This is a genomic window from Treponema socranskii subsp. buccale (genome assembly GCF_024181585.1).
GTDB classification, from domain to species: domain Bacteria; phylum Spirochaetota; class Spirochaetia; order Treponematales; family Treponemataceae; genus Treponema_D; species Treponema_D buccale.
Window position 1 is genome coordinate 102,704 of record NZ_CP054258.1, and the last position, 26,953, is coordinate 129,656.

General features: G+C 46.4%; 29 protein-coding genes and 2 pseudogenes. 18 read left to right on the forward strand and 13 right to left on the reverse strand.

What is annotated here, in order from left to right; genetic code table 11:
• The first annotated feature begins 106 nt into the window (after window positions 1-106).
• The 4 genes from HRI97_RS00485 to HRI97_RS00500 all read left to right on the forward strand — a co-directional run bounded on the left by HRI97_RS00485 (window position 107) and on the right by HRI97_RS00500 (window position 3,800).
• A complete protein-coding gene (locus tag HRI97_RS00485; protein ID WP_253725965.1) occupies window positions 107-1,123 on the forward strand; it encodes a C4-dicarboxylate TRAP transporter substrate-binding protein in 1,017 nt (338 codons plus the stop codon).
• A gap of 120 nt (window positions 1,124-1,243) precedes the next feature.
• On the forward strand, window positions 1,244-1,729 hold the full coding sequence (locus tag HRI97_RS00490) for a TRAP transporter small permease (protein WP_253725967.1): 486 nt from the start codon (window positions 1,244-1,246) through the stop codon (window positions 1,727-1,729).
• Window positions 1,726-3,024, forward strand: a complete 1,299-nt coding sequence (locus tag HRI97_RS00495; RefSeq protein WP_180487502.1) for a TRAP transporter large permease — start codon at window positions 1,726-1,728, stop codon at window positions 3,022-3,024. Before HRI97_RS00490 ends, HRI97_RS00495 begins: the two co-directional genes overlap by 4 nt.
• A 41-nt stretch (window positions 3,025-3,065) precedes the next feature.
• On the forward strand, window positions 3,066-3,800 hold the full coding sequence (locus tag HRI97_RS00500) for a glycerophosphodiester phosphodiesterase (protein ID WP_253725968.1): 735 nt from the start codon (window positions 3,066-3,068) through the stop codon (window positions 3,798-3,800).
• Window positions 3,801-3,941: 141 nt separating this feature from the next.
• Here HRI97_RS00500 and HRI97_RS00505 read toward each other — a convergent pair whose 3' ends face one another.
• Window positions 3,942-4,856, reverse strand: a complete 915-nt coding sequence (locus tag HRI97_RS00505) for a ketopantoate reductase family protein (RefSeq protein ID WP_253725969.1) — start codon at window positions 4,854-4,856, stop codon at window positions 3,942-3,944.
• Between the two features lie 491 nt (window positions 4,857-5,347).
• On the opposite strand from HRI97_RS00505, the gene HRI97_RS00510 reads away from it, so the two are divergent.
• From HRI97_RS00510 to HRI97_RS00520, 3 genes are all read left to right on the forward strand, one after another.
• Window positions 5,348-6,202, forward strand: a complete 855-nt coding sequence (locus HRI97_RS00510; RefSeq protein WP_253725971.1) for an aldo/keto reductase — start codon at window positions 5,348-5,350, stop codon at window positions 6,200-6,202.
• Between the two features lie 134 nt (window positions 6,203-6,336).
• Window positions 6,337-7,044, forward strand: coding sequence for a hypothetical protein (locus HRI97_RS00515; RefSeq protein ID WP_253725973.1), 708 nt, complete (start codon window positions 6,337-6,339; stop codon window positions 7,042-7,044).
• 198 nt (window positions 7,045-7,242) lie between these two features.
• Entirely contained in the window at window positions 7,243-7,620 is a 378-nt protein-coding gene (locus tag HRI97_RS00520) for a RidA family protein (protein WP_253725974.1), read from the forward strand.
• Between the two features lie 50 nt (window positions 7,621-7,670).
• Here the strand turns inward: HRI97_RS00520 and HRI97_RS00525 are convergent, their stop codons facing one another.
• Window positions 7,671-8,234: a YbhB/YbcL family Raf kinase inhibitor-like protein gene (locus HRI97_RS00525; protein ID WP_253725976.1), complete on the reverse strand. Its 564-nt coding sequence runs from the start codon at window positions 8,232-8,234 to the stop codon at window positions 7,671-7,673.
• 426 nt (window positions 8,235-8,660) lie between these two features.
• Between HRI97_RS00525 and HRI97_RS00530 the strand changes: the two genes are divergently transcribed.
• From HRI97_RS00530 to HRI97_RS00540, 3 genes are all read left to right on the forward strand, one after another.
• Window positions 8,661-8,939 (forward strand): antitoxin, encoded by a 279-nt coding sequence (locus tag HRI97_RS00530; protein WP_253725977.1) that lies wholly within the window; start codon window positions 8,661-8,663, stop codon window positions 8,937-8,939.
• Window positions 8,923-9,321 carry a PIN domain-containing protein gene (locus HRI97_RS00535; protein WP_253725979.1) on the forward strand — a complete coding sequence of 133 codons (399 nt, stop codon included), beginning with the start codon at window positions 8,923-8,925 and terminating at the stop codon, window positions 9,319-9,321. Before HRI97_RS00530 ends, HRI97_RS00535 begins: the two co-directional genes overlap by 17 nt.
• A 129-nt stretch (window positions 9,322-9,450) precedes the next feature.
• Window positions 9,451-9,744, forward strand: coding sequence for a hypothetical protein (locus HRI97_RS00540; RefSeq protein ID WP_253725980.1), 294 nt, complete (start codon window positions 9,451-9,453; stop codon window positions 9,742-9,744).
• Here the strand turns inward: HRI97_RS00540 and HRI97_RS00545 are convergent.
• The 4 genes from HRI97_RS00545 to HRI97_RS00560 all read right to left on the reverse strand — a co-directional run bounded on the left by HRI97_RS00545 (window position 9,729) and on the right by HRI97_RS00560 (window position 11,327).
• Window positions 9,729-10,088: a hypothetical protein gene (locus tag HRI97_RS00545; RefSeq protein ID WP_253725982.1), complete on the reverse strand. Its 360-nt coding sequence runs from the start codon at window positions 10,086-10,088 to the stop codon at window positions 9,729-9,731. The genes HRI97_RS00540 and HRI97_RS00545 overlap by 16 nt on opposite strands.
• Window positions 10,089-10,268: 180 nt before the next feature.
• Complete coding sequence (locus HRI97_RS00550; protein ID WP_016521330.1) at window positions 10,269-10,541, reverse strand: BrnA antitoxin family protein; 273 nt, start codon at window positions 10,539-10,541, stop codon at window positions 10,269-10,271.
• Window positions 10,513-10,845, reverse strand: coding sequence for a BrnT family toxin (locus HRI97_RS00555; protein ID WP_253727334.1), 333 nt, complete (start codon window positions 10,843-10,845; stop codon window positions 10,513-10,515). The genes HRI97_RS00550 and HRI97_RS00555 overlap by 29 nt, the downstream gene beginning before the upstream one ends.
• 86 nt (window positions 10,846-10,931) lie before the next feature.
• Window positions 10,932-11,327: a nuclear transport factor 2 family protein gene (locus tag HRI97_RS00560; RefSeq protein ID WP_253725983.1), complete on the reverse strand. Its 396-nt coding sequence runs from the start codon at window positions 11,325-11,327 to the stop codon at window positions 10,932-10,934.
• Between the two features lie 132 nt (window positions 11,328-11,459).
• Between HRI97_RS00560 and HRI97_RS00565 the strand changes: the two genes are divergently transcribed.
• From HRI97_RS00565 to HRI97_RS12610, 3 genes and pseudogenes are all read left to right on the forward strand, one after another.
• On the forward strand, window positions 11,460-11,804 hold the full coding sequence (locus HRI97_RS00565; protein ID WP_253725985.1) for a winged helix-turn-helix transcriptional regulator: 345 nt from the start codon (window positions 11,460-11,462) through the stop codon (window positions 11,802-11,804).
• An 80-nt stretch (window positions 11,805-11,884) separates the two neighbouring features.
• Window positions 11,885-12,772: pseudogene (locus HRI97_RS12605) on the forward strand (ketopantoate reductase family protein); the annotation flags it as partial.
• A gap of 30 nt (window positions 12,773-12,802) precedes the next feature.
• Window positions 12,803-13,480: pseudogene (locus HRI97_RS12610) on the forward strand (SGNH/GDSL hydrolase family protein); the annotation flags it as partial.
• 33 nt (window positions 13,481-13,513) lie between these two features.
• Here HRI97_RS12610 and HRI97_RS00575 read toward each other — a convergent pair.
• Window positions 13,514-13,966 carry an RpiB/LacA/LacB family sugar-phosphate isomerase gene (locus HRI97_RS00575; RefSeq protein WP_253725989.1) on the reverse strand — a complete coding sequence of 151 codons (453 nt, stop codon included), beginning with the start codon at window positions 13,964-13,966 and terminating at the stop codon, window positions 13,514-13,516.
• 401 nt (window positions 13,967-14,367) lie between these two features.
• Between HRI97_RS00575 and HRI97_RS00580 the strand changes: the two genes are divergently transcribed.
• The 3 genes from HRI97_RS00580 to pdxA are packed head-to-tail and all read left to right on the forward strand — an operon-like array spanning window position 14,368 to window position 17,857.
• Entirely contained in the window at window positions 14,368-15,624 is a 1,257-nt protein-coding gene (locus tag HRI97_RS00580) for a four-carbon acid sugar kinase family protein (protein ID WP_253725991.1), read from the forward strand.
• A gap of 10 nt (window positions 15,625-15,634) precedes the next feature.
• Entirely contained in the window at window positions 15,635-16,789 is a 1,155-nt protein-coding gene (locus HRI97_RS00585) for an iron-containing alcohol dehydrogenase (RefSeq protein ID WP_253725992.1), read from the forward strand.
• 27 nt (window positions 16,790-16,816) lie between these two features.
• Window positions 16,817-17,857, forward strand: coding sequence for a 4-hydroxythreonine-4-phosphate dehydrogenase PdxA (gene pdxA / locus HRI97_RS00590; protein ID WP_253725993.1), 1,041 nt, complete (start codon window positions 16,817-16,819; stop codon window positions 17,855-17,857).
• Between the two features lie 461 nt (window positions 17,858-18,318).
• Here pdxA and HRI97_RS00595 read toward each other — a convergent pair whose 3' ends face one another.
• From HRI97_RS00595 to HRI97_RS00615, 5 genes are all read right to left on the reverse strand, one after another.
• Window positions 18,319-18,534 carry a hypothetical protein gene (locus tag HRI97_RS00595; protein ID WP_016521345.1) on the reverse strand — a complete coding sequence of 72 codons (216 nt, stop codon included), beginning with the start codon at window positions 18,532-18,534 and terminating at the stop codon, window positions 18,319-18,321.
• A 433-nt stretch (window positions 18,535-18,967) separates the two neighbouring features.
• Entirely contained in the window at window positions 18,968-19,702 is a 735-nt protein-coding gene (locus tag HRI97_RS00600; protein ID WP_253725995.1) for a RipA family octameric membrane protein, read from the reverse strand.
• A 237-nt stretch (window positions 19,703-19,939) separates the two neighbouring features.
• Window positions 19,940-23,020 carry a ribosomal protein L7/L12 gene (locus HRI97_RS00605; protein ID WP_253725997.1) on the reverse strand — a complete coding sequence of 1,027 codons (3,081 nt, stop codon included), beginning with the start codon at window positions 23,018-23,020 and terminating at the stop codon, window positions 19,940-19,942.
• 47 nt (window positions 23,021-23,067) lie between these two features.
• Window positions 23,068-24,177, reverse strand: a complete 1,110-nt coding sequence (locus HRI97_RS00610; protein ID WP_253725998.1) for an IS110 family RNA-guided transposase — start codon at window positions 24,175-24,177, stop codon at window positions 23,068-23,070.
• A gap of 411 nt (window positions 24,178-24,588) precedes the next feature.
• Complete coding sequence (locus HRI97_RS00615; protein WP_253725999.1) at window positions 24,589-25,002, reverse strand: sensor histidine kinase; 414 nt, start codon at window positions 25,000-25,002, stop codon at window positions 24,589-24,591.
• Between the two features lie 37 nt (window positions 25,003-25,039).
• Between HRI97_RS00615 and HRI97_RS00620 the strand changes: the two genes are divergently transcribed.
• Window positions 25,040-25,336 carry a hypothetical protein gene (locus HRI97_RS00620; RefSeq protein ID WP_253726001.1) on the forward strand — a complete coding sequence of 99 codons (297 nt, stop codon included), beginning with the start codon at window positions 25,040-25,042 and terminating at the stop codon, window positions 25,334-25,336.
• A gap of 74 nt (window positions 25,337-25,410) precedes the next feature.
• Here HRI97_RS00620 and HRI97_RS00625 read toward each other — a convergent pair whose 3' ends face one another.
• Window positions 25,411-26,079 (reverse strand): response regulator transcription factor, encoded by a 669-nt coding sequence (locus tag HRI97_RS00625; RefSeq protein ID WP_253726003.1) that lies wholly within the window; start codon window positions 26,077-26,079, stop codon window positions 25,411-25,413.
• A 207-nt stretch (window positions 26,080-26,286) separates the two neighbouring features.
• Between HRI97_RS00625 and HRI97_RS00630 the strand changes: the two genes are divergently transcribed.
• Window positions 26,287-26,862, forward strand: a complete 576-nt coding sequence (locus HRI97_RS00630) for a thymidine kinase (RefSeq protein WP_253726004.1) — start codon at window positions 26,287-26,289, stop codon at window positions 26,860-26,862.
• Window positions 26,863-26,953: the final 91 nt, after the last annotated feature.

Below are 26,953 nucleotides of genomic sequence, written 5' to 3' on the forward strand. Positions count from 1 at the left end.
AAAATTTGACAAGTGTACGTTTAGGCCTTATGATTTAGGGGAAATTACGGAAGTATAGTCATCGACTGTTGTTTAATTTTGTTGAATTATCAATGTAGGAGGACTTATGAAAAAAACGGTGATCCTTTTTGCCGCATGTGCGATTTTGCTTTCGGCAAATACGTTGGGCGCCCAGAAAAAGGCAGCCGGCAAAAAAAATTACAAACTCGTTTTGAGGATGAGCCACGTATTCGCGCCGAACGAGCAGCTGACAAAATCGCTTACGATCGTCTGCGACAATATTGCAAAGCGCACGAACGGTGCAATCGAAATTCAGCAGTATCCGCAGGGACAGCTTGCCACATACAAAGACGGCGTCGAACAGGTCGTGCAGGGTGCGAAATTCATTTCGGTGGAAGATCCGTCCTATCTCGGCGACTACGTTCCCGATTTCAACGCGCTCGTCGGCCCCATGCTCTACAGTAATTTCGATCAATATGAATATCTCATCCGCACCGATTTGGTCAAACGCATGATCAAAGAAGTCGAAGACAAGCACAGAATCAAAGTGCTCGCCCTCGATTATATTTTCGGCTTTAGAAGTTTGATGACGAATAAAGTTATTAAAACGCCGGCGGATTTGAAAGGTATGAAAATCCGCGTACCGGGCAGCCAGCTCTTTATCAACACGCTCAACGCCATGGGCGCGAGTGCAACGCCGCTGCCGTTTTCCGAAACGATCTCCGCAGTACAGCAGGGTGTCGTCGACGGTCTTGAAGGAACGATGGACGCATACGGTGTAAACGGCAGTTCCGAAGTCGCAAAAAAGATGGCGCTCACGAATCACTTTCTCGGAACATGCGGCGTATACATCAACGCGGATTTGTTCAATTCCATTCCGAAAGAATATCAAACTATCATTCAGGAAGAGTTTACGAAGGGCGCGGCTCACATGATTTCGGAAGTTTCGAAAAACTACAGCACGGCAAAAGCGAAGCTCGAATCGCAGGGCATCACGTTCAACGAAGTCGATCACGACGCGTTCGCAAAAGCCGTCGCTCCGGTGTATGCCAATATGAAAGGCACGACACCCGGCATCGTAGACAAATTCCGCGCGGAAATCGCGAGAATGCCGAAAAAATAATCGCGCGCATATAATCGTGTATCGCAGCGGCCGCATAAGCGCGTGCCGGTATGCTCATCTTCCGAAACGCGGGTGTGCGGCAAAGCTTTCGCCTGCGTTTCGGCTTTTACGGATATCAAAATGGAAAAAATAAAAAAATTTTTTAATTATTTTGAAGAAATCTGCGCGGGAACTTTTCTCATAGCGACGACGGTGCTCGTCATCATCAACGTGTTTACGCGTTATTTTCTGAAAACGGCTATCTTTTGGTCGGAAGAAGTTGCTACAGGCTGTTTTGTGTGGAGCGTTTTTCTCGGAGCGGCGGCTGCGTACAAACGGAAAGTACACGTGAGCGTCGATATGGTCGTCAACCTTGCAAAAGGAAAAGCACGCGTTTTTATCGCCGTCATCATGGATCTGCTGCTCATCCTCGTAAACGGCTACATTGCGTATATGGCGCTGCGCTACGTAAAAGTGTCGCACGTAAAACCGACGCCCGTTCTCGGCATTTCGTCGGTATGTATCAGCGCATCGATTCTCATCGCGTTTACGCTCATGACGATATATTCCGTCAAATTTTTCATTTTTGATTTTATTAAAATGACGAAGCAGGGGGATACGCAATGATCGGATACCTTCCCGTTATTCTCGTTCTCGTTCTGTATTTTTCAAGTATGCCGATCGCGTTTGCTCTATTCGGCGCGACCATGTTTTATTTCGGTTTTATCGATACCGGTACGTCGGCCGCCCTGCTTTTACAGCGTTTTGTGAGCGCGACGCAGTCCTTTCCGCTGCTCGCCATTCCGTTTTTTGTTATGGCCGGCTCAATTATGAACTACAGCGGTATAAGCAAAAAGCTCATGCAGTTTGCCGATGTACTCACCGGTCATCTGCCGGGCGGACTTGCGCAGTCGAACGTTTTACTCAGTATGCTCATGGGCGGCGTTTCCGGGTCGGCAAACGCGGATGCCGCAATGGAAAGCAAAATGCTCGTTCCTGAAATGGAAAAGCGCGGTTTCGGCAAAGCGTTTTCCGCAGCGATCACTGCCGCGTCTTCCGCCGTTACGCCGGTCATTCCGCCGGGCATCAATTTAATCGTCTACGCGCTCATCGCAAGCTGTTCGGTCGGCCGTATGTTTGCCGCGGGATATTTACCGGGTCTTTTAATGACGCTGTCGCTGATGATAACCGTGCATATTATTTCAAAGAAGAGAAACTACGGGACGACGAGAATGCGCGCAGCGTCTCCGGTTGAAATCGGTAAGCAGGCGCTCGATTCGCTTTGGGCGCTGCTCTTCCCGTTCGGCATCGTGCTCGGACTCCGCATCGGTTTGTTTACGCCGTCGGAAGCCGGAGCGATTGCGGTTTTGTATTGTATCATCGTCGGAAAATTCGTATACAAAGAATTGAAAAAAGAACACATCGTTCCGATCATCCTCGAAACGGTGTACGGAACGAGTACGGTCGTTTTTATTATCGTTGCGGCATCGGTGTTCGGCTATTATTTGAACTGGCAGCGCATCCCGCAGACGATGACGACGTGGCTGCTCGGCATTACGCAAAACAAATATATTATGTTGATAATTTTCAACGTCGTGCTGCTCGTCGGCGGTATGTTTCTCGAAGGAGGGGCGCTCATCATCATCCTCGCGCCGCTGCTCGTACCGGTTATCACGCAGCTGGGCGTAGACGTCATACACTTCGGTTTAATCTGCATCGTCAATATCATGATAGGAGGACTTACGCCGCCGTTCGGTTCCATGATGTTTACGTGCTGCGGCATTACCGGCTGTAAACTCGAAGCGTTTATCAAAGAAGTGTATCCGTTTATTATCGCGCTTCTCGTGTCGCTCATCCTCATAACGTATATTCCGCAGATATCGCTCGTCGTACCGAATTTAATTTACGGTGCGGCCGGATGATGAAAGCGGCAAATAACACGGGAGAATGTCGGGAGGATTTTATGAACGTTGTTGCACACCGCGGATACAGCGGAGTTTATCCTGAAAATACGATGCTTGCATTCCGCAAAGCCGTTGAAGCGGGTTCGGACGAAATCGAACTCGACGTACAGCTTACAAAAGACGGAACGGTCGTCGTCATACACGATGAAAAAGTCGACCGTACGACCGACGGCTCCGGTGCCGTCCGCGATTACGCCTTTACGGAAATTCGAAAACTCGACGCGGCGAAAACGTGGAACGGAAAATATCCGAAAGAATCGATACCGTCGTTCGAAGAATACTGCGAATGGGCGGCGACGGTAAACATAACGACGAATATCGAACTGAAAACGGGGCTTGTGTATTATGAGGACATCGAGCAAAAAACGATCGATATCGTCGATAAATACAAACTCGAAAAAAAAGTGATGTTTTCGTCGTTCAATCACAGCTCGCTCATCATGGCAAAAAAAATCGCGCCTTCGATTCCGGCCGGAGCGCTCGTCGAAGAAGCGGGTTTGGTAAATGCGGGTTTTTACTGCAAAAAATACGGTTTTGAATTCTACCATCCGAGTTATAAAAATCTGAACGATGAAGCGGTCGCGGAATTGAAGCGGCACGGTATCGGCATCAACGTATGGACGGTCAACTCGATGGCCGAACTTGAAAAAATGTACGCGTGGGATATTTCCGGAATCATCACGAATTATCCGGCGGTGTGCCGCGCATATTGCAACGGAATGTTAAAAGGATGAAAAAATAATTAATAATAATTGTTCGGATACCGTCTTTGCCGGAAAGCGCAATTCGGACGATTGTCAGATTGGATATTGAGTTTCGGAAAAATCGAAATTGAACCTATTGATTTCGAAAAGCGTGCCGGTGTTTCGAAGCGGTCAGATGCCGCGCGCGATTTCCGTGCCTTCGACGAGAGCTTCGAGCAGCGTGCACACGGGCGTCGGAATGCCGTGCGCTTTTCCGAGCTTGTTCACCGTACCGCAAAACCACTCGTTTTCGCTTTTTCTGCCTGCTTCAAAATCCTGCAGCATGGAAGTTTTACCGTGCGCATCCAAACCGATGATAAGCGAAAGCGTATCTTCGAATATCGCTTGCGTGAGCGAGACGCCTTCCGCTTGAGCGACGGCGATGACTTCTCTTCCGACGCTCCGCGCAAGATCGCGCATAACGGGGGCTGAAAAAGCACCGTACGGAGCGCGGCACAAAGCGCTCAGCGTATTGAACACGACGTTGAGCAGAAATTTTTTCCACTGCTCGAGGTGAATGTTTTCCGGTACTTCGCTTTCGATTTTCGCTTTTGTAAATAATTCTTCGACAGCTTTTACCCGATCAGTTTTTTTATTGTCCTTTTCACCGAATACGATACGGCCTTCGATGGGACAGCGGATTTGATTTTTTTCGTGAATCGAACTGATGCCGATGATAAAACTCCAGAGTACGCGCTCTTCGCCGTAAACCGCCGCCGTATCGCGTTCGCTTTGAATGCCGTTGCAGAGTGTCATGATCGCCGTGTGAGTTCCGACGGAAGTGCGGATGCTTTCGAGCGCTTCGCCGAGCTGAAGGTTTTTCGTCGCGATGATTATTAAATCCGAAGGCACGGCATCTTCCGGCGTAAGGTAATTGAAATCCTGCTTCACGCCGTTGATGAAGATGCCGTCGCGCTCGCAGCGCGCTTTGCGCTCCGCATCGACTATGCACTGTACGTTTGCTTTACCCAAAAAAGAGGTGAGACGGGACGCGACGACGGCTCCTACCGCACCCAATCCGACTATCGATACCGAAGCGATTTTCATACCTTCAGTATACCATCGAATGCGATGCCGGCGCAATGACGGAGCAAGCGCACCGGAAATGGATACTCAGAAAAGAAGCGTATTGATAAAAAGGCGGAACGCGAGGCAGCGGAACTGCCGCCGAGCCGCTCAGACCGAGTTTAAACGGGACGCTAAAATAGCGCGCCCCGTTTAACTGCAAGTTTGCAAAGCAAACTTGTGTATATACGTGTGCGCTTTCGCACACGAGTGCGGCATTTTCGAAAATTGACATTTTCTGCAATGCCGTACTACAAGGAATGGCAAGCAATCTTTTGTCAAAAAGATTGCGCAGTCCAATTCCAATCACGGTCTGCCGCGGCGAACGGCAGGGCTGCTGCCGGGAGTGCAGCCGATTTTTAATGTTACATGCTATTTTTTAGAGAATATGGTTTTCGGTACGATTATTCTGTCGCACATCGCATAGACAAAGTTTCGGTAATCGCTATACAATCAATATGCGAGGTAAAGCGATGAAAAACACGGTAAGGTTATCGAACGGGGCGGTTGTGCCGGCGATCGGGCAGGGCACGTGGTATATCGGAGAGAGGACATCTAAACGCGCTCAGGAGATCGATGCGATACGTGCGGGCATAGAAGCGGGTATGACGCTCGTCGATACGGCGGAAATGTACGGTAACGGCTTAAGCGAAAAACTCGTCGGAGAAGCGATTTCATCGGCAGTGCGGAAAAATCTTTTTATCGTCTCGAAAGTGCTGCCGTCGAATGCCGGCAAAAAAAATATGGAGCGATCGTGCGATGCGACGCTCGAGCGGCTCGGTACGGATTATCTCGATCTGTATCTCTATCATTGGCGGGGAAGCATCGCGCTCGCCGAAACGGTCGCGTGTCTGGAAGAACTGAAAATGAAGGGAAAAATCCGCGCATGGGGCGTTTCGAATTTCGACACAAGCGATATGGAAGAACTTTTTGCGCTTCCGTCGGGGAAAAATTGCGCCGTCAATCAAGTGCTCTATCACTTGGGTTCGCGCGGCATCGAATTCGATTTACTGCCGTGGATGCGGCGGCACGGCGTCGCGCTTATGGCGTATTGCCCGCTTGCACAGGCGGGGACTTTGCGCCGCGGTTTATTTGAAAACGAAATCGTCGCCGCCGTTGCCCAAAAACACGGCTGCGACGTGACGCAAGTGCTGCTCGCATGGTGTATCCGCGACGGCAGTACGATTGCGATTCCGCGCAGTTCGAAAAAAGAGCACACGCTGCTCAATGCGGGCGCCGATACGGTGCAGCTCGATGCGGAAGATCTTGCCGATTTGGATAAAGCTTTTCCGCCGCCGACGCATAAAATGCCGCTCGACGTCGAATAGGGCGGAGGTTTCGAGCGGCGCGCACATGTTGATATGCGACGTTTGCCTTTCAGCAAACTCGCCGTTAAATGAAACACGCCATTTCAGTGTTTCGTTTAACCGTTCCGTTTGTTTTTCATACGAAGGGTTATGTGATGAAAAAAAACATATCGATAAAAATACCGTACTCCGAAACGGCCGGAATAAAATCTTCGCTTTTTAAATCGATGATTGCGATCGCCGCGCTTTTGATACCGCTCGTATTCGCATCATGTACGTCTTCCGTCGAACTGCATGCAAACGGTGACGGCAGCATAAACATATTGTATGACGCGGCATTCGATTCCGCCTTTATCGAAATCATGCAGTCGCTTTCGGGCGAAAGCGGGCCGCAGCTTTTCGATGCGGATGAAATGACCTCTCAGTTTCGGGCGGCGGGTATCAAAGACGTGCGCGTCGCATCTCCGGCGAACGCATCTCTCGGTATTGCGCTTCGCCTGCCGAAAGAAGGAAATGACCCCATATCGCGGTCGGGCTGTATTTCCCGATCCGCCCGCAGTTCGGCGATCACGGTTTCTCCCGCATCCTGTGCAAAATTATATAAACTCCTGCCCGATACGCTGCAGTCGTATATCGATTTATTTATGGCGCCCGTTTTTCTCGGAGAAGCTGTACCCAAAGACGAATACGTCGATTTGATCGCTTCCGTCTACGGTAAAGCGCTCGCCGATGAAGCCTCGCGCGCGAAAATAAAGATTTCGTTTTTTGCGCCGAACGGAGAAAAAGCGGTAAAAACAATCGAGTGTCCGCTCGTCGATTTGCTCACGGCGGCAAAACCGCTCGTGTTTTCCGCCGCATGGTAAAGTGCAGAATTAAAGCGCTCTCTTTTTTCCGATGCCCCGCACAGCTGTGCGCGGTATCATTTTCGTCTTCGTGGAATTTCACAAAATTCATTTGCGTGAATTTTTTCCCGCTTCAATACTCGATTCGATTTTCTTGACCTTACTATTTTTCAGCACTATACTGACATATACAATCTTTTTATACAGTGAGGCAATTTTATGAAAGTAATCGATACGAAAAATGCACCGGCTGCAATCGGTCCGTACTCTCAGGCGATCGTTGCAAACGGTTTCGTGTACACATCCGGACAAATTCCGATCAATCCGCAGACGGGCGCCGTCGAAGGCAAAACGATAACCGAACAGGCGGAACAGGTTATGAAAAATCTCAAAGCCGTGCTCGAAGCGGCGGGAAGCGATTTTACGAAAGCGGTCAAAACGCTGTGCTTTTTAAAAACGATGAACGATTTTGCGGCGTTCAACGAAGTGTACGCAAAATATTTTACGGGAAAGCCCGCGCGCTCGTGCGTAGCGGTTGTCGAGCTTCCGAAAGACGTACTCGTCGAAGTGGAAGTCGTCGCCCAAGCGGCAAGCTGATGTCCCAATATATCTTTTTTATTTAAGCGCGGTTTTTTTTTCGTTCCGTTTTAGGGATTGTCTTTTGCCGCGAACATACCCGTAAGTGAAGCCGTTTCGATTATATGGTCTTTAATCGCGGCTTTCAGTTCCTTTACTTTGCTGCCGGCCGGAAGGTCGATCGCCGTATCGAGCGCATACAGATAAAAGATATAGCGGTGATTACCGAACGGCGGCTGCGGCCCGTTGTATCCGCTTTTTCCCCAGCTGGTTTTGCCTTCAACCGCACCCGCGGGCAAGTTGTCCGTTCCGATCGATGTCGTTTCCGGCGGAATATTCCACAGCGTCCAATGGTAAAACCCGCCCGGCAACGGCGCATCCGGATCGTGCACGATAATCGCCAAGCTCTTTGTTTCGCTCGGTACTCCGGCGATTTCCAGCGGCGGAATGCGATTCGCGCCGAGCTTTGCAAATTCCGCCGGCATCTTTTCGCCGTCGGCAAAAGCAGAACAAGTCAGTTTCATCGTGCCTTCTCCCGCAGGGGTTTTTGCTTCGAGGCTGCCGCTTCGGCAGCTGCCGCAAAAAATAAGAAGCGCCGCCGTAAGCAACGGTACTGTTATACGTATAAGTTTCATAGCTTTATCCTACTTCATAAAAATACGGTAAGTCAACGGCTGTGCGATTGCGTGTTGTAGGATGGTAACCGTGTGGCTTATGCCAAATTCCTGCCTCCGTCGAAAATACGCATCGCTGCCCCTTGTTATTGTCGCTCCCTTAACGAAACATTTAATTATGACCGAAATCGACACCCCCGCTGCAGAGCGTCGGGGAATTAAGCCATCCGCACGAATAAAATAACCGAGGCTATACAATGAAACTTTTAATCTACGGTGCAGGAACAATAGGCACGGCATATGGCCGGCTAGAGAAGTCTTGAATACCGGCAGGTCATTGGGGCTCCCCATGAGTGTGTGGGGATCGTATAAAAAATATATTGATTTGACATGAACTTTGCTTGATTTTTCATGCAGTCTGCCGTATACTATAAACGGAGGCAAAACATGGCAATGTTACAAGTCCGCGACATGGATGACCGCTTATACGACAGATTGAAATTCGCCGCAAAACGTGATAACCGCTCAATCAGCCAACAAGTCGTTACCATTTTGCAAAATTATTTTACTTCCGTTCCCGTAAAACCGAAAAATGCCACAGAAGAATTTTTGAAACTTTCGGGCTCATGGGAAGATGCAAGAAGAACGAAAGAAATTATTGACGATATAAGAAACACCCGCGTCAATTCAACAAGATTCGAGGCTTTAGATGGCATATTTGATTGATACGGACATCATAATATTCGCGCTGCGAGGCGACAAGACGGTATTGGCAAAATTCGAAGAAAACAAAAATATCCCTATTTCGATTTCGCTGATTACGTATGCAGAGCTTGTATTCGGTGCAAAACGCTCGCAGAATGAACGGACGAATATGCTAAAAGTGAATCGTATTCGCGAAATTTACCCTGTCGAAGAGTTGAATATCGGTATTATGGAACTATTTGCCGATATAAAAGCGAACATGTATTCCAAAGCAATGAGAATAGAAGGCATGGATCTATTTATTGCAGCGACGGCAATTTACAATGATTTGACTTTAGTAACCAATAATACAAAGCATTTTAAAAATATTCCGTTATTGAAATTGGAAAACTGGAAAAGATAATAAGAGAGCAACAGTAAGCAAAAGGCGGTGTATGATGAACCGCCGGCACCGAAAGAAAAAAGAAAAAATAGAAACTGTGCGGGATTTATACTATGAGAATGCAGTACAAATAAAACTTGAGGCGGAATTATGAAAAGCTCGATCATATACATACACGGAAACGGGGGAAGCGCAAAAGAGGCATCGCATTATCAATCGTTTTTTGCAGACGCCGATGTTATCGGTTTCGATTACAAGGCCAAATCACCATGGGAAGCAAAAAAAGAATTTTCGCCGTATTTTGATTCCGTTTTTAAAGACTGCAAATCCGTGATGATTATAGCAAACAGTATTGGCGCGTTTTTTGCCATGCACGCTTTATCCGATATGCCGATAGAAAAAGCGTATTTTATTTCTCCCAATATTGTTTATATTTTTTCATAACAACTCAAAAAATAGCGATTTGTAAATGAAGGAACAAGTTCTCCTTCAACATCATTTAATCTTAAAGTCAGCGCATTTTCTTTTATATCTATAATCTGAAAAACGTCCTGTGTTATTTCACTTTGGAAATCTTCATCACCGATTTCTACAACTTTTACAATCATTCTATCATACAGGACACCGATTCTATTTCCCGTCAAACCGGGAGTATCTCTAATCCGCAGTCCCTCAATCGAATCTACATATAGAATATCAATTTTTGTATTATTAAAATATTCGCTATTTAATGCAAATAATATTGATGTAATAAAAAACACAATTAATATCAGTAAATTCTTTTTCATCTTTCTTCAACCTTTCGCTCGACCGGCCGTATACACAATAGTCTTTCTCTTATCATTATATCATAAAGATATCAGCTTTCAACCCGAACAAATACAACTACAAAACAAAAAGAGTCCGCATACTTAATACAACAACATACCGGACTTATTGGAAGGCATAAGCTGAGGATAAATGTTAAATTAATAATCACCCGTAGTAATAGCTTTCCTTAAAATACTGTTTATTCTAGTCTGATAGCCTTTGCCTAAAGACTGAAGGACTGCAAGAATATCGGCATCTATTTTTATGGAAATTGTTTTTTTAACGGGCGTTACATTCCAATATGCTTCATGCGCCGGTCTTAGCCTTGCAATTTGTTTCTTTGTTAATTTAGGACTATCCTCATCATACGATATAGGATAATTTTTTATTTCTTCCAATCTTTCAGCCGTTAATTTTTTTGAAGTAATCATAATATTCCTCCCTCAAGCCTTTATCTGCTTGCCGTGCGGATATTAACCGTATTCTGTTTTTCTTTTCAGTAAAAAAGACCAGAACTATCAATATTCCGTTCAAATTTCCGATTCCGTAATATCTATCCTCTTTTTCGGAATGCTCAAAATCATATCCTGTCAAAAATGCAGGATCGTCAAATACTTCCAATATTTCTTCAAAAGCTATTCCATGCTTTTCAATATTGGCAAGATTTTTATCCTCGTCCCACTCAAAACGATTATCTTCACTTATAATTGTTTTTCCCACAAGAGAAATATATATTGATGTGTATATACTGTCAAGTATATTTACTCATCGAAAGAAAATATGACTTTTCCGCGATGAATTATCTGTAACACGGAAAAATTCTATACTTTGTCCCAAAATGTATCTTCTGCCGATTGCTGTTCGGCAAAAGTCCATACTTCTTGTATCTTGCCGTTTTCTATTTTGAATAGATCAATACCCGGATCATTTAACTTGTCAGAACCTCTCTCTGCTGCGGAAACAACACTTGCAGCAACAAAACAATCGTTACTTGCAGCCCAATTGGTAATAACTTTAAATGTACCGTCGCTCCTTTTTGCAAATTCTCCTAAACCCTCTCCCAGTGCCTGTTTCCCTACAACCGTACCTGAAAGCGAACTTTCGCCTCCCATGTGCCATACAATAGCATCGGAGATTGTTGCAAAAACTTTTGCAAAATCACCCCTTTCCAATGCATCTCGATAAGCATCAAATACCTTCATTGCTTCATTTTTCATAAAATTCCTCCGGAAAATATTTAAAAGGATTCCTCTCTTCTACGGGTATTATTATACTCCCTTATCTTGATTTTACAAGTACGAATATTTATAATACATGGTATCTAATATACTACCTGAAAGGAGTTTTTTATGATGTCGATTTATGATAAGTGCCCCTTCGCTACTACTCAAAGAGTATTGCAAGGGAAATGGGCGATTATAATTTTATATCATCTGAGTACGGGCACAAAAAGGTTTAATGAACTCCAAAGATTAATGCCTGCAACAACTCGAACTGTTTTAACAAGACAGCTGCGTCAGCTTGAAAAAGATAAACTGATCGACCGAAAAGTCTTTGCCGAAGTCCCGCCTCATGTTGAATACTCTTTAAGTAAATTGGGAACCAAATTTCAAAAAGTGTTAGACGAGATTGAGACTTTCGGTTTGAATTATATCGCCGAATTACATAAAATGCAAAAAGGAAAAAGCAGTTGAATTTACACCAATATTTTAGTTTTTATACTGAAATCTATTTGTGGAATAATTTTCAATTCAGAGGAGACCGCAATCGACAAATGAAACTTTTAATCTACGGTGCGGGCGTAATCGGCGGTTTGTACGCCGCCGCGTTCGCCGAAGCGGGCTGTGACACGACGGTGTACGCAAGAGGGAAAAAACTTGAAATACTGAAAACCCGCGGCTTGCTGTATGAAAAAAACGGCAAACAGTATAAAGCAAAGGTTAAAGTTATCGATACATTGCAAAACGATGATATCTATGATTTTATCTTTTTGACGGTAAAAGAAAATCAAGTGCATACGGCGCTTGAAGAACTCCGGCCGAACGGCAGCCCGAACATCGTTACAATGGTCAATACGCTTGAACCTTACGCCGGCTGGGAGAACCTGTGCGGCAAGGGGCGTATTATCCCCGCCTTTCCGGGGGCGGGCGGCAGCTATGAAGACGGCGTGCTGAAAGCGGATTTTACGCCGCCTCTTATTCAGGCTACGACATTCGCCGAAATCGGCGGGAACACATCGGAGCGGCTGAAAAAACTCGCGGCTCTTTTTAAGACGGCGGGCGTACCGTACCGAATCGTAAAAGACATGCACGCATGGCAGTTGTATCACTTGGCGCTGGTTGTTCCGATTGCCGATGCGTATTATAAAGCCGAAAAACCCGAAGAGGTTTGGAAAGAAGCGGGCATTATGAACGATACGGCGCGGCAAATAAAAAACAATTTTCAAAAATTGTACCGTTCGGGAGTAAAACTTTCGCCGCCGAAAATGCACCTTTTGAGGCTGCTGCCGGCTCCGGTGCTGCAAGCCGTTTTTACTCAAGTTTTTAAAAGCCGCTTCGGAAATTTATTTATGTACCGGCACTCGATGAAAGCCCCCGACGAAATGCGATCTCTGCACTCGCAGTTGTATCAATACCTTGCCGGAATTCCGACAAACAATAATCAGCGTGGAATGAAACTCATCTGTGTCGGCGACAGCTTAACATTCGGTAATGTCGGCTATTCGTATATTCATTTTTTTAACAAAAAAATTCATGCCGTAAACAAAGGAAAAAACGGCGACACGCTTAGGGGCGCTTACGGCCGGCTCAAAGAAATAATCGATAAGCCCCGACACGGGGGCGGTACATTCATCCTCGGAATCGGTACAAACGATATTCTGCTGCCGTATTTAAAATCCCTTTCTTTGTTTTGGTTTTTGACAATGAATCTGCGCTGCAAAATAAAACGGTGCATAGAAGATGACGATAACTTTGAACGCGAATATGACAGACTTTTGCACTTATGCTCCGAAAAAAACAAACGCGTAATCGTTTTCGGAATACCGTTTATTAACTTAAAAAATTTTCCGCATGAAAAGACGGTACGAAGAAACGCCGTTATCAAACGATTGGCGCAAAAATATAATTATTCTTTTATCGATATATACGAACTGCAAAAAGAAACGCTTCTACCCGACAAGCGCACCTATACGTGGAAATACGGTTTTGCGTTAAGGCTTATAGATGCCGCGATAATGACGTTGTTGCCGTTTTGTAAAGACGGGTTCGCAAAAGCACGAGGTTTGAACGCAAGCGTAGACGGCGTTCATTTTAATTCGGCATCGGCAAAAATTTTGGCTGCGGAAATAGAAAAAATCGCATTGCAATAAAGCCCGCAAAAGCCGCCGATTCGGCGGCCGCATTTATTTGCCGTATTTTCTTTCTATAGCGGAAAGAGTGTCGACCCGTTCCGTGTAGACGCCGCCTTCAAAGCGGGCATCGAGAAAGGCGTCGACAATCATTTTCGCTTCTTCGGGTCCGACGATGCATACGCCCATGGCGACCGCATTTATGTCGCTGTGTTCGACGGCGAGCTTTGCCGTACACGGTTCGCTGCACGCCGCGGCTCTTACTCCCGGAACCTTGTTTGCGGCAAGAGAAATGCCGACGCCCGATCCGCACACCATCACGCCTTTTTCAACTTCGCGCGATTTAATCGCTTCGGCAACCTTTAAGCCGAATTCGGCATAGTTTGCCGGAACCTTCGAATCCGCCGCACCGTAATCGACGCATTCATATCCTTTATTGCGAACGTACTCCATTAAAATATGTTTTAATGCAACCCCCGAATGATCGCTTCCGAATCCGATTTTCATATGCGCCCCCTTGTTGTATAAAAATTATTAAAACTTCATATCGAAGTACGATATTATAATAGCACATTGATAATTTAAAAAACAGCTCGCCGCTCCGAAATGCTCGGTAATCGGTTTTACGGAATCCGAATTATTGAGAGGAAATTTCCTTGTATGTCTTGTGTTGCAATAAACAACTTTAATTGCATTTTACAACTTATGATGCGTATTGCAACACAAAGTTTTAGTTTTATTAAAAACATAAAAAAATATTTTTTATAATATACGTTTATTTTGCGGCCGTCCGCAGTAACCGCGGTAAACCGCAGCGCTTTCAGTACATAATTCATCTTTCCTCATTCGAAATCTTTGCCGCCTGTTTTAAATCGATTGGCACGGATATTGCAAAGTAAAATTTGTTTATGATTATACTTGCGGATGATTTAACCGGCGCGAACGATACTGCCGTTCAATATAAAAATTGCGGAGCGTCTTCAATTGTGAGCGTGGGTATGCCCGATTCCGAAAGTATGCCGCGTTTTGCCGGGTACGATGTCATTGCGGTAAATACGGACAGCCGCGCCATGTCGAGTACAAAGGCCTATGACGCCGTTTACGAGGTGTGCCGGTTTTTTAATAAAAACGGAGCCGCCGCTCCGTATAAAAAAATCGATTCGGTGCTGCGGGGGAATCCGGGTACGGAACTCGAAGCGGTTATGGATTCGTTCAAAAGCGATTTTGCGTTTGTGTGTCCGGCCTATCCCGGAAACGGACGCATCGTCAAAAACGGCATATTGTATGCCGGAGACGATAAAATCGATGCGGTAAAAACCGTTGCGGGCGATATGAAGCGTACCGTGCGTTCGGTGCCGCTTGAGACCGTTCGGGGCGGCGCGGCGGTCGTCAGAAAATATATGCTTGACGAAGCTTCGAAATCCGGCGCTTCCGTTTTCGTGTTCGACGCATGTTCGGAAAGCGATTTGAAATCGATATATGATGCCGCTTCTCTTTTTTCCGAAAAATATGTGCTGTGCGGATCGGCCGGGCTTGCACGTTTCGATGCCATGCGTTTTGCGAAAAAGGAAAAAGAGGCGGCTGAAAACTTGCCGTTGAAGGACGGCTTTACGCTCGTCATTTCCGGTTCGCGCAATAAAAAAACGCGTATACAATTTCAAAAGCTGTGCGACTATGTACGTACGCGCTGCATCGTTGCGGATACGAAAGCGATAAAATACGGCGGCGAGAGTAAAGTTTTGAACGATTGCTTTGAAAAAGCCGCTCGTAGAATCGCAGCGGGAGATACGACGCTTCTTGTCGCGCTTTCGAGTTTGTTTGAAGATTTTACGATTGTACTCAAAGACAGCGATGAAAATTACCGCGAAGCGGACGTTCTGTCGCGTGCTTTGGGCAGACTTGCCGCGCGCATATACGAATCGTTCCCGCTTCGGGCGATCATTTCATGCGGCGGCGATACGACGGTGCGGCTGTGCAATGCGCTGGGCGCTTTCGGTATCGAGCCCGTTTGCGAAATCGTGCCGGGAACGCCGCTCGGTGTCCTGGTCGGGGGCGAGGCGGACTCGCTTCCGATTATCACAAAATCCGGCGGCTTCGGAAGCGATTCGGTGCTGACCGAATGCGTCGATTTTTTATTAAAACATAATCACGGTGAGAGGAAGTAAGGAACGATATATGATAAGTTATTTGAAAATACCGTCCGAACTGCATGCGGGGGCGGGCAGCATTGAAAAACTTGCCGACATTGTAAAGCGCGATTCCGTAAAGCGTGTCCTTTTGTTTACGGACAAAGGCATCAGGGCGGCAGGGCTTTGCGACGGAGTTATCGCAATTTTGGAAAGAGAGAACGTCGACTGCAGAATATTCGACGGTATCACAGCCGAACCGTCCGTCTATGATGTCGATGCGGTTATAAAAGAAGCGGGCGGAGTGCAGGGCGATCTCGTCGTCGCCGTCGGCGGCGGCAGCACTATGGATACGGCAAAATTGGCTGCCGTTCTTATCGGTGCGCCGTACACGGTATTCGATTTGGTAAACGATCCTTCTCTTGCACAAAAACGTATGCGAGCGGTTTTTATTCCGACGACATGCGGTACCGGTTCGGAAGCGACCCAAAACGCGATCGTCGCGATCCCCGAAGAAAGCAGTAAAAAAGGCATCGTCAATCCGGCACTCATCCCCGACGGAGTTATCCTCGACGTCAATATGATCGCCCGTCTTCCGAAGAGCATCGTCGCCGCAACGGGAGTCGACGCGCTCGCGCACTGCGTCGAATGCTATACATCGAATAAAGCAACCGTGTTGAGCAACGAATATGCGCGTGCCGGTGCCCGTCTTATCTTTTCTTCGATCGAAAAAGCGTATACCGACCCGGCCGATCTCGATGCGAAGATGAACATGCTTCTCGGTGCATTTTACGGCGGAGTCGCAATTACCGGCAGCGGAACTACTGCGGTACACGCGCTTTCGTATTCCCTCGGCGGGAAATACCATATTGCGCACGGCGTTTCAAATGCGATTTTATTTGCGCGGGTTATGGATTTCAACTGCGATGCGTGCATCAAAGAACTCGCCGAATTATGCGATACGATTCATCCCGAATCTGCCCGCGAAAGCGCCGAAGAAAAAAGTAAATACGTTGTACGGCGTATTGCGGAGATCGTTAAAAATACGGAGATTCCGGTAAGCTTAAAAAAATTCGGCATCACAAAAGAGGACGTCGATTTTCTCGTAACGGCAGGTTCTCAGCAGCAGCGGCTCCTTGTCAACAACCGCAAAAAGTTGAGCCTCGATGATATCCGCATGATTTATGAAAGCGTTATCGAATAAAAATACGATGACGCGACGGAGGTATACATGAACGAAAGACCGATTATCGGCATTACGATGGGAGATCCCGCAGGCTGCGGTCCCGAACTGTCGGTAAAAGCGCTGCGCAATCCGGACGTCTATAAAATGTGCCGGCCATTCGTCGTCGGCGACGTAAAGATGATCGAAGATTCGCTGCGCATTTTAAAAGACACATCGACGAAGATCAACCGCATCGCATCAGTCAAAGAGGCGAAGTTCGAACTCGGTACGATCGACGTGTATCATCTCGAACTCGTCGATATGTCGAAATTCGAATACGGAAAAGTGAGCGCCATGTGCGGAGAAGCCGCGTTTCAATGCGTCATAAAGGTTATCGATTTGGCGATGAAAGGCGAAATCGACGGCACGGTAACGAATGCGTTTAATAAAGAAGCGATCAATCTTGCGGGGCATCATTACAGCGGACATACGGAAATATATGCCGATTATACGCATACGAAAAAATATGCGATGATGCTCGCCGGAGACGATCTTCGCGTCGTACATGTATCGACTCACGTATCGCTGCGGGAAGCGTGCGACCGCGCGAAAAAAGAGCGGGAGCTCGAGTGCATACGTCTTGCAAATCAGGCGTGCAAACAGCTCGGCATAGCACGTCCGAAAGTAGGCGTCTGCGGTCTTAACCCCCATGCGGGAGAAAACGGTTTGTTCGGTGACGAAGAAATCAAGGAAATTACTCCGGCAATAGAACAGGCGGAAAGCGAAGGCATCGATGTCGACGGGCCGCTTCCCGCCGATACGGCGTTTTCGAAAGCGCGCGGCGGCTGGTACGACGTACTCGTCGTTCAGTACCACGATCAGGGACACATACCGCTGAAAGTGCTCGGTTTCGTATACGATAAAGCGGCAAAAAAATGGGGAGCCGTAACCGGCGTCAATATAACGCTCGGCTTGCCGATCATTCGCGTATCCGTCGATCACGGAACGGCCTTCGGCCATGCGGGGCAAGGTATTCAAAACGAATTGAGTTTGCTGAATTCGATTCAATATGCGACTTCGTTCGCCAAAAATCGAAATATCAAATAAATCCGATGCGGAGGCTGTCCAAAAATTTCAGTTTTTGGACAGTTTCCTATTTGTATCAGCAGAAAAATCCGATTCAGAGGATATATTCATTTCGATATCTTTGCCGCTTCCGAAATATTACCGGATATTTTTTTTGTTTGAATCATCTCTCAGGCCGAAAGGGAGTCCATAAAGTTATTTTTCAGGGGGTTCCCCGCCTGCGGCGGGTCGGGCTATCCGCTCCAATCGCCTTCGGCAATTTCCGCTTCTATCCCTAACCCGTATGCGGGCAGTAGAACAAACTGTATCTGTACGACCAATTCTCACCGCGCGCCGTTCGCCGCTTATTGCGCGGCTTCCATCGAAATAAGTAATAGAAGACATTCCCAAACCCAGTCCTTTGTCTTGCTCAAGTTTTTGCTGAACTTCGGTTTTTCCACGAAGATAGTCTATAAGAACGCAAGTATCACAAAGATAAATCATTAAGAACGACCCCAAGACTTGCTTCTTATTTCCTCAACAGAAAGATGCCTGTCTTTCCACAAACCGAAAACCGCATTAAAGTCTGAGAATTCTCTTTTATGAGTTTTTACGGGTCTGTGTAAAGTCCGTACTATCTTATCAAGTAATTTAATTTTCTCAGTATAAGAAAGCATATCAACTTGTGCTGAAAGTTGCTTAAAAGCTAATTCCGACATAGGTACCTCTCATAATGCGACGTTTGCCGAAAGGCAAACTCGGCAGATAAACAGTCAGGCTGAATTTCTGCCGAACTGTTTATCACTCCTTCCATCTATTTCTCATAGTATACAATATTTTATAAAAAAATCATCTCCCAATCATTAAAAACAACACATAATTTCATATAACTTAATGTTTACTATTTTTAAGATAAGGTACATTATAGCGTACGTCAATGCCAAGTCTTAATTACATCGTACGTTTCGTTTTTTTCAGGGGGTTCCCCGCCTGCGGCGGGTCGGGCTATCCGCTCCAATTGCCTTAGGCAATTTCCGCTTCTATCCCTAACCCGTTACAGGCTTTGCATTGCCGGTCTTGCACCTTCCGTTCGACATGAAATCATCGGAAAACTCGGAAAGACTTCTTTTAAGATTTTTTCACTTGTTTTCTTTATATATTTCGCCATTTATTTACCTGTTGCTCTTTCTTTTTATTTCCTTCTGTCAGACAGGGTACCGCTACAACAATCAAAAGCCATGCAAGGATCGCACCGATTAAACAAATCCAATGTACAATGGAAATCTTCGTAAAACAAACTGTGCTGCTTATTTTGCAAAGACGCAAAGCAAATATCACCACATAAAAAAGATTCATAAAGCCCGAGGCAATCACCAACACAATTGAAGTAAGTGCCGTTATTTTTGTAACGGAATAGTTATACGGTTTTAAACTCCATGTGCAGGCACAAAAATCGTCTTTATTCTCCGTATTAAGCATTGTCCGATATAAGCTTCCCGAAAATTCGGTTTCTAACGCATAAATCTGTTTTTCCCAATTTTCTTGCCAAAATTTTGACCCTTTATTCATTAATACCCAACAAAGTGAAAAAAAATAGCAGAATAAAGAAGTTATTATCAATGCAAAAAGAGAAAGCCTCGGCAAATTATACACGTTACACAAAGAAAACGGATAACGCTCCGCATTGAACAGCAAACTCAATAAGGCAAAATGCGCGGTAAAAGCGGCAAGAATAAATGCCCAATAATAGGTTCCGCGCGTCCAAAACAATTGTATTTCAAATTGCCGTATTTTATGGGCACGTTTATATGCCTCTTCTCTGTGTTTTTTGCAGTTTACGGAAGGGTCGGGAAGCAATCCCATACACTCCCAATAATTATCGATCATAGATAGAAATTCCCATAAAAATTTTTTTCGGCCGCTAAAGCGGCTAAACGGTGCTGTTACATCTTATTTTCAAAAATGTACTGCACTGCTCCTACACATTTTGCCGGTTGTACCTTTTGCGATGTTTGCCGCCGCTCGGTATTTTTACCGACCGGCGGCCGTACCGCACTATGCTACACGATTTTGCTTAACGCAAAATCGCACCGGACAGGCTAAATTATGTCTGTCTGACAAAGTTTACTCCGCAATAAACCGGTCTTTGAGAGCCCCCATAATCGTGGCATTATTCCTATACGTTTGGAGCTGGTCCGCCGGAACTTTTATGCTGCCTGCCGTCAGTTTTGTGCAACCGGAGAAAGCCTCGTTAAAATTATCCGCAACATAATCGCACTTTAGCGTAACAAACGTAAGATTTTTGCAGTCTCGAAAGCACCGAGTCATATTGGTAACGCTGCTTGGAATCTCATTAGCGTAAGTAAGGCTTTCGCAGCCCTCAAAGCAGCCAAACATACGGGTAACGCTGTTTGGAATCGTAGGGGGCAAAGTAAGGTTCCAGCAGCCGGAAAAACAGAAGCGCATATCGGTAACGCCGTTTGGAATCACCGGAGCTCGAGTAAGGCTTTTGCAGTCAGAAAAGCAGCCGAACATATTGGTAACACCGTTGGGAATCTTAGGAGCGGAAACAAGTCTTTTGCAGTCTTGAAAGCAGCATTTCATATCGGTAACGCTGGCGGACGCAGCAAATACGGGAGCGTGATAAAGCTTCTCGCAGCCTTCAAAGCATCTGGTCATATTGGTAACGCTGCTCGGAATATCGGGAGCTTGAGTAAGGCTTGTGCAGCCGAAAAAGCAGCTTTCCATATTGGTAACGCTGCTTGGAATCACCGGAGCTTGAGTAAGGCTTGTGCAGTGGGAAAAGCAGTTTTCCATATTGGTAACGCCGTTTGGGAGCACGGGAGCTTGAGTAAGTCTGTAGCAGCTTTCAAAGCAGCTGGTCATATCGGTAACGCTGGCGGAAGCAGCAAATACGGGAGCGTAATAAAGATTCTCGCAGTCGAAAAAGCACTTGCTCATATTGGTAACGCTGCTTGGAATCACCGGCGCTTGCCTAAGGCTTGTGCAGCTTTTAAAGCAGCTTTGCATATCGGTAACACTGCTTGGAATCACCGGAGCTTGAGTAAGGCTTGTGCAGCCGCCAAAGCAGTTGGTCATATACGTAACGCTCTCCGGAATCACAGGAGCCTGAGTAAGTCTGTAGCAGCCGGAAAAGCAGCCTCGTATATCGGTAACGCCGTTTGGGAGCACCGGAGCTTGCGTAAGGCTTGTGCAGCCGCCAAAGCAGGCTGCCATAATGATAACGCTGCCAGGAATTACCGGAGCTTGCGTAAGGCCTGTGCAGCCTTCAAAGCATCTGGTCATATTGGTAACGCTGCTTTGAATCACCGGAGCTTGAATAAGGTTTGTGCAGTTGAGAAAGCAGGCGGTCATATCGGTAAGACCGGGTATTTCTTCCAATTTAAGAGCCACCTTTTTAGTCGGGTTATCCTTTAGTATTTTTCCGAGTGCGCTCGGTTTGATAGGATAGCTACTACCTCCCTTTAAATCCGCCGGCGTAAGTCCGGTTACTTTTATGTAACAAATGCCGTCTGTATGCGGTGCGGTATTTTTAAGATAGGTGTCCAAACCTGTACCGTTTGTTCCGAAAGCTACCGGCTCGTAAAGTGAGGTAAAGGTAACGTTCACATTTATGTCGGCGGTTATCTTTACTTTTGCAGTCGTACTTCCGGGTGTGCCGCCTTCTTCAAATGTTCCGCCGGTAATTGTCCATGTGTCGACTTTGTAGCCTGATGCGGGACCTGCGGTAAAGGTTACGGTTTTGCCGTACTCAACGGGCTGCCCCGAAGCGATTGCGCTGCCGGCAAGTTCCGCTTTAAGCGTGCCGTGTCCGCCGTCCACGCTGAAGGTTACGGGATATGTCTTCAGGGTAAAACTCACATTCACATTTGTGTCGGCGGTTATTTTTACTTTTGCAGTCTGACTTCCGGCTGTGCCGCCTTCTTGCAGTGCGGAAGCGGGGGTTATTGTCCACTTGTCAACTTTGTAGCCTGTTGCAGGATCCGCGGTAAAGGTTACGGTTTTGCCGTATTCAATCGGCTTCCCCGAAGCGATTGCGGTGCCGGCAATTTCCGCTTTGAGCGTGCCGTTCGGCGGTGTAGCGTTGAAGGTTACGGGATATGTATTTATCCGCCACTTTGCGTACAGTTCGGTGTTTTGTGTTACCTCGTTTACGGCAAAATCCCAAAGACTGTCTCCGTCTTTGTTGTACCAGCCTTCAAAGGTATGACCTTCTTTTGTCGGCTCAGGCGACGGCACACTTGCTTTTTCTTTGTACTTTACGGTTTGTGCCGCAGGTACGGGAGTTCCGCCTTTTGCATCAAATGTTACTGCGTATCCCTCTTTGGTAAAGCTCACGTTTACCGTTGTTGCCGCGGTTATCTTTACTTTTGCAGTCGAACTTCCGGCTGTGCCGCCTTCTTGCAGTGCGGAAGCGGGGGTTATTGTCCACGTGTCGACTTTGTAGCCCGACTCGGAAACCGCGGTAAAGGTGATCTCCGTGTCTTTGTCAACTTTGCCGCTTGCAGGAATTACGGGATTTGCAGTCACTGTTCCGTGTTCTCCGGGTGTTAGCGCTACGGTGTATCTCTCGGGTCTTGATGCCGTACCGCCTGCTTTGGCAATTTTTGCAATTATTTCATCCGCTTCCGCCTCGGTTATGTTTTCTTTAAGCACTTTCGGTGCGCTTTCTACAAGCGTTTTTGCTTCTTCAAGAGTACTGCCGGTAATTTCGCTTACCGCTTTTATAACGGCCTCTTTCTTTGTAGGATCGATGTTTTCCAAAGTTACCGTGTATAAATCATTTGTAAAGTTTACGTTCACCTTTGTGTTTGCGGTGATTTTGACTTTTGCAAGGGTGTTGCCGGCCTTTCCTTCCGCGATCAGCGCAGACTCCGGTGTTACAGTCCACTTTTCAACTCTGTAACCGCTTTCCGGTGCCGCGATAAAAGTTACGGTTTTGTCCTTTTCGACGCTTATAGGGCTTGTTGCCGTTTCCGCAACGCCTTCCGCCTTTGCTTTGAGCGTGCCGTGCCCGCCGTCCACGCGGAAGATTATGCGGTACGATACGGCCGCGGGCGTTCCGCCTCCCGTATTTCCGCCCGCGTTATTCGAGCAGGCGGTAAACAGCAGTGCCAACGATACCGATGCGGCAAACAAAATCGCCGCCGCAAGTATTCCGATTTTCCTTAAACAGGTTCTCATAATTCCTCCCATAAAAAGTCAATGAACAAGGTGACTTTCTAAGCTGTTTAATTCATGGCAACGAGGGCTTGTTCAGCAAGACTCATAGGTTTATATCTACCCATCATCTTTGTTGAATCAAAGTCCTGTTTTCCCGTGAGCAACGCCCACACGATTTCTGCCATCTTCCTTGCAGCTGCAACAATCGATTTGCCGCTGCCTTTGTTCTTTTTCATATAATCCAGTCGCTGCATGATCCTCCATCCCGAAGTATCCTTGCAACGACGAATTCCCAACACCAACTGTACGTACGCCGTTCTCAATTCCTGAGGACCGCGCTTGGTTATTCTGCCATGTCTCACCGTTTCATTTGAATCCTGTACCCATGGCACAAGCCCGCAAAAGGCCGCATATTTCTTCGCACTGGCAAACCTACCTATATCTTCTGTGTACGAGCGGATTATCCATGCCGTGATTTTTCCGCAGCCTCGAATCGTCATAAGACGACTAACCATTTCATCGTCTTTCGTTAATTCGCTTAACTGCTTTTCAATCAGCTTGACCGATTGGCTCATCTGCTCTATAATTTCAATCATCAGTTTTACTGATTGTGCTTCGAGCACGAGGTCGCTACGCGACGACAGGGTGTCCAGAACTTCCTGGCGCCCTTTTTTACTTTGGAGGCTTCGACTTTCATCCTGTAGCCCCATACTCACCAGAAGCGCATGAATTTCATTCTTTTGTCCGACAATCGAATGAACCAGCCGCTCCCTTGATTTCAAAAGCCGTCTCAAGTTTTCCGTTCCCTTACTGCACAGATAGCTTTCCGGAAGCATATCCTTTGATAGAAACTCTGAAATCGTCGAAGCATCATGCTTGTCGGTTTTCTTCGTCGATTCGTTGATTACCTTGAATTTCAACGTATTGATTACCGTCACGTGCGCTCCCACTTTTTCTACCTGAGCCTTGAAGAATCTTGTGTTGCCGGTTGATTCAACTCCGATTTTCACAGTGAAACCGCCTATCTTGTACTCCGTTATTCTCGCAAGAAATGCCGCATACCCAACTTCTGTCGTCGGATACTGTTTGATCTGCTCAATGCTTTCAACCGTTTCCTCTGTCCGCTCATGCACGGTAAACTGTGTTTTGTGCAAATCAACGCCAATGTAAACTGTCATCTTGACCTCCGTTCTCACTCAGCGGAAAGTCTATTCGGTAATGTGTCCCATTCTCCCATTCAGTCTCTTACGACTATCGTATGGTGCGGCAATAGCTCTTCATTCTCCTAACCGAAGGTCATAGCCTCCACTAAATATGTCGAACTCTTGCCTGGTTCCCGCTGAACTCTTTCTTTGTTCAGCTTATCACATTACCACTTGTTCGTTTTCCTTTTTATCATACCTCCTAGATAAATTTATCCGACTTAGTTTTTTATCGCTTTTACACGATTGTGAATCGGCGTGATACATCCTTTTATTCGAAATGATTTTACACTTGTTTTTGCTTACATAATAGGGAGTTTGCTCCCGAAAAAATCGGGACAAAGGGAAAAGTCAAAACTTCGGGATTATGACTGAATCGGATTGAAACTATACGCTTTTTACCGGAATTTCCAGTCGCACTTCCGTTCCGGCTTCCGCATTGCTTTGCACAACAAGAGAACCGCCTAAAAGTTTTGCACGCATTTCCATTCCGCTCATGCCGAAGTGGTTTTGCGAATATCGTTCTCGTTCCGTTTGTACAGCGCCGGCAAAGCCCTGCCCGTCGTCAAAAATCATTATGCAAATAAAATCTTCGCCGGCCTGCAAGTTTTGCTCCGGGACCGGCTCGGAACGGCGGTTTTCACTGCGGCCTTTTCTTATGACAATGCTTGTCTCGCTTGCTTTTGCGTGCGTTTGTGCATTGTTCAGGGCTTCCTGAATTATCCGTAAAATGTGATGTTTTTGCTCTTTTGAAAAATCGTCAAGCACAACGTCGGGAGAAACGAAAAACGAGCAGTCCATTCCGCTTTGCTCTTTGAACTGCTCGCACAAATCGTTTATGACGGTTTTAAAAGGAATGTTGCCGACAGCCGGAACTGCAAGGTTTCGAATGAAAGAATTCTTTTTTGTTGCGGCTGAAAATCCAAGTCGAAATGACAATCAGGATTCCGCAGATCGCATACAAAAAATCAAAGTAAAAGATTTCCGTTCCGTTAATTACACAAAGCAAAATCGTCATAATCGGATTATAGAGAGCTGCGACAATCAAAGCCGGCACAAGCCCTGCATAAAAAACGAGAGCGACCGTAAAAATCGTGTCCATAAAAACGGGAAGCCGCAAATACGTGACGAGTAAGAAAGTTACAATGTTCAAAGCGAGTGCGGCCAAGCAAAGAAGTGCCGTTTTATAAAATGCTTTCACTCGGACGTTCAATTTAACTTCCCCATTTTTTCCAAGAATTCAAGTTTGTTTTTTACCCCTGCTTTGTCATACAAAATTGTAAGATAATTTACAACGGTTTTTTCCGTGATGCCGAGAGCGGCGGCAACTTCGGCGTTTGTGTTATGGATCGTCAGCGCATCCGAAAGGAGTTTTTCTTTTTTGGTAAAAGTCCGACTTATGCAGTTTACTTCCAAAAGACCTGTTACCAGTTCCGCCTGAATGTATGTTTTTCCGTCGGACACCGCACGAATCGCTGCAAGCAAAATTTCTTCATCCGCATTTTTTGAAACAAAACCTTTTGCCCCGACGGCAGAACTTACGGCGTGTTCTACAAATCCTCCCGAATCATGACTTGAATACGCGATGCACGGAACGCCGAGCGCGGTAAAGCGGCGGATTATTTCAAAACCGCAATTTTCTTCGTGGGCTGCAGGCGAATATTCTGCTTTGAACGAAATATCCACGACGGCGATATGGTTGTTCGGAGAATCGGACGAGCGACAGTCGGACGAGCGAAACGCTTCGATAATTTTTTCGCATTCCGCCCACGTTCCCGCTTCATACGTAACTTTATATTTTGAATGAGTTTCTATCCAGCTTTTTATTCCGTTTCTCAACAGAGCGTGGTCATCGCATAGAATTATATTCGGAATCATGATTGTATTTTATATGAAAAAAGTGACGATTTATAGGGAGTTTAGTCCCGAAAATTTTATGATATCGATACTGCTTGTTTTTCGATAAAGTTTTATTTCTTATCCGAAAACCGCTGTCCGAAGGTAACGCACAAGCGGAACTTCACTGTGTTTTCTCATTGCCACGCTGTCGTTTTTGCGTTACAGTAGCCTGCAGACGGGGTAGGCATGGTTGAGCTGATTACGGGGCCGATGTTTTCGGGCAAATCGACGCTGTTGTTTCAAAAGATGGAGCGTTACGTATACGCGCATAAAAAAATCATTCTCGTTCGACCCGAGCGCGACACGCGCAGTTTTTTTTCACATTCACCACTCGAAAACGCTTTGCGTCGGCTCGCGGAATCGAAAAAGATCTATACGGTTTCCGTTTGCGCTTTCGACGGAGGAACTCGTTTCGACGAATACGACGCGGTTTTCGTCGACGAATATTTTATGATAAAAAACTGCGCCGCGCTTGCAACCGAGTGCCGAAAAGATCAGGACGTTTATTTTGCCGGCTTGCTTGCGACATCGGAATGTACGCTTTTTACCGAAGCGGCGGAACTTCTGCCTTATTGCGATTCCATCATCAAATTGAACGGCGTGTGCACGCAGTGTGCAAGCCAAATCGGCAACTATTCGTATTATAAGCAGGGTGCAAAGACAAGCGATATCGTCGTCGGCGACAGCGAATATACCTGTCTTTGCCGCGATTGTTATTTGAAAAATCAAAAAGAAAAAGAAACACAGCTCACGCTGGAATAAAGCGTTTTGCCTGCAGCTCGCATCGGAATGCGGCGTTCAGTTTGCAGCTTTGCCGAAGCAGGGCGCTCCGGCGATCATTGCCCGTATCGCA